The organism is Flavobacterium sp. (assembly GCF_013822155.1).
In the GTDB taxonomy this organism is placed as follows: domain Bacteria; phylum Bacteroidota; class Bacteroidia; order Flavobacteriales; family Flavobacteriaceae; genus Flavobacterium.
The window spans coordinates 1-2,760 of the sequence record NZ_PNJW01000119.1 but is presented as its reverse complement, the minus strand read 5'-3'; the positions used below and the strand labels follow the sequence as shown (position 1 = coordinate 2,760).

Sequence of the window (2,760 nt, the reverse complement as noted above, 5' to 3'; positions counted from 1 at the left end):
CTGTAAATGGCTTTTTTAGGATTGGCTTTTTTTGAATTAGCTAAAGCACTTATTTGATTTTGAGTCATACCGTAAAGCAACAACTTTTGTTTTGATGCCTCAATAATTGAGCTGTTATCAATATCATTTGAAAGTAAATAAATAAAGTTTTCTTGTTCAGTTAAAAGTTCAGGACTGTATAAATCAAATAATTTTTGTCCTTTATTAATACGTTGGTATTTGAAATTCACATACATTTTTTCTATTCGACCACTTATTTTGGCTGCAATATTTATGGCTGAATTTGGGTCATAAGCAACGATGCCGGGAAGATTGATTTCACGGCTTAAAGTTGAATCTACTGCTGTTGTTGTTTGAAACTTACCCACTATAAAGTTATCTGTAGGCTTAATGACATTTTCGAGATTATGGTCTTCTTTAGCATGATTGTCGGTTACTTTTTTTACTAAAGTCATTCCGCAAATAGGGCAGTTTCCCGGTTTATCTCTAATGATTTGCGGATGCATTGAGCAAGTATAGACATCCGCTTGATGCGACCCTGCAGAATGATTTCCCGATTTTATTATAAAGAAATAAATAATAGAACCGATTATTGCTATCACACTTAAAATTAAACCATATTTTATATACTTATTCATAGTTACTTAATTTCCAGTTGTTTTTCGATTTCTACCTGAGTGTTTAATATGGACTGTAATTTATTAAACGCATCCATTTGAGCCATGTTCAAAGCTTCCCATGCATCTAAGACAACAAATAAATCTCCTGTGTTATTTTGCCAAGCTAATACTGCGGTATCATAATTTTTACGCAATGATGGAATGATACTCTTTTCGGAGATAGTGTATTGCTTTTTGAGGTTAGAAAGTTCTGTATTCATTCCCGAAATCATACCAACCGTTTCATTTAAAATCATTCGCTTTTGCCAATTGAGGCTTTCGTTTTTAATTTGAAAACTACTTATGTTGGCTTTGTTCATTTTGGTTGACCAAGGCATTGGGATAGTTATCATTCCCATTAGTGAGAATTGCTGAGGCTGTTGTCCAAAAGCAAACATGTGGTCATATTTAACGCCAAATTCCGGAAGAAATTTTGATTTTTCTGCGTCAATTTTCAGTTGGTTTATTTCCATGGTTCTTTTGATGGCATTTATATCACTTCTGTTTTTGGAAATTAAAGTTGTGTCTAGTAGTTGTGCGTTGTATTCCTTTAGTTCGAATGTTTCTTCAATTTCAAACGCTATATTTTTATCTCTTGACATTAAAGTGTTGAGCATAATTCTTTTTTGTGAAATATCATTCTGAAGCATTATAATCATACTTTCTAACTCATTATATTGAGATTTTGCTTTATAATAAGTTGGGAGTTTATCCATATTGTACTGATACCTAATTTCCATACTCTTTATCATGTAGTTTAAGAGCAGTAAATTATCATCGGCCACTTTAACTTTTTTGTTTAGTATAAGCCACTGATAATAATTTGTTTTCGCTATGGCATAAAGTTGATTTAAAGTGTAATTTTTATTTTCTTTTTCAACAGACGACATAGCACTCATATACTTGTACTCGGTATTTTGCTTTTTTGCATTGGGAATCATTTGTGAAACCCCAATCATATAGCTGCCCATGCCCGGGCTCATATCATCTGCTTTCCACATTTTAGTATTATAGGGAGTCATAAAAAATCCAGTTTCTACTTGAGGTGCCATCCAACTTTTGGCTCCTTTTGCAGCGGCATCCATGCTTTGAATATCAGCATCGTACATTTTTAACTGTGGATTATCGGTTTTGATTGTACTTAAAATATTTTCCAACGAAAGTACCTGTGCACTAGCAGTTGTAAAGCTTAAAATCAAAAAGCTTATAACGATATTATATTTATTCTTTAACATCTATAAGTTCTATTTTGCCTTTTGTTTTTAATTCGTGAAGTTTCACCATTTCAAAAACAATAGGAGTTACTAATAATACATAAATTGTGGAAGTAATTGTTCCCCCGATAAGAGGGACTGTTATAGGCAACATCACATCGGCACCGGTACCTGTTGCCCAAAGTATCGGAATAAGACCAAATAAAGAAACAGAAACCGTCATTAATTTTGGTCTCAATCTTTTTGCTGAACCATCAATAATGTATTGTTTCAATATATCTTCTGTAATCGTTTTTGAACTATTGCCATGTTTTTCGACCATCTTATTCATAGATTCATTTAAATAGATAGTCATTAACATAGCTGTTTCAATTGCCATTCCGAAAAGCGCAATAAAACCAACTGCAACCGCGACAGATAGATTTATACCATAAAAATAGACCATAAAAATACCTCCTATTAAAGCAAAAGGTACTGTTATCATGGTAATGAGTGATTCTTTCATGGAGTGGTAAGTAAAATACAAAATGAGGAAGATAATTATGACCACTATCGGTAGTATCATGCTTAGCGTTTTATTGGCCCTTAACTGATTCTCCCACTGCCCACTCCATTCTATGTAGTACCCTTTTGGCATTTTAGACATCATCGAATTCAATTTTTGCTGGGCCTCTTTTACGGTACTTCCCAAGTCTCGGTCACGAACATTAAACAGCACACTTCCTCTTAGCATAGCGTTTTCACTATTTATCATGGGAGGTCCATCACTTATTTTTACCACTGCAACTGTTTCTAGAGGGATTGGACCATATTGCATGGTTTGGACTTGCAATTTTTTGAGTGCCTCAATACTGTTTCGATACTCTTGGGCATATCTGGCATTTACT

3 protein-coding genes are annotated in these 2,760 nt (G+C 33.7%); all 3 read right to left on the bottom strand.

Translation table 11 applies throughout. The features are described 5' to 3' along the window. A partial coding sequence (locus C0512_RS15025) for an efflux RND transporter periplasmic adaptor subunit (protein ID WP_290863028.1) occupies positions 1-638 on the bottom strand: 638 nt, incomplete at its 3' end. A 2-nt stretch (positions 639-640) separates the two neighbouring features. After that, positions 641-1,894 carry a TolC family protein gene (locus C0512_RS15020; protein WP_290863026.1) on the bottom strand — a complete coding sequence of 418 codons (1,254 nt, stop codon included), beginning with the start codon at positions 1,892-1,894 and terminating at the stop codon, positions 641-643. Then, the coding region (locus tag C0512_RS15015; protein WP_290863024.1) for an efflux RND transporter permease subunit at positions 1,881-2,760 on the bottom strand (880 nt) is incomplete at its 5' end. The genes C0512_RS15020 and C0512_RS15015, both read right to left, overlap by 14 nt.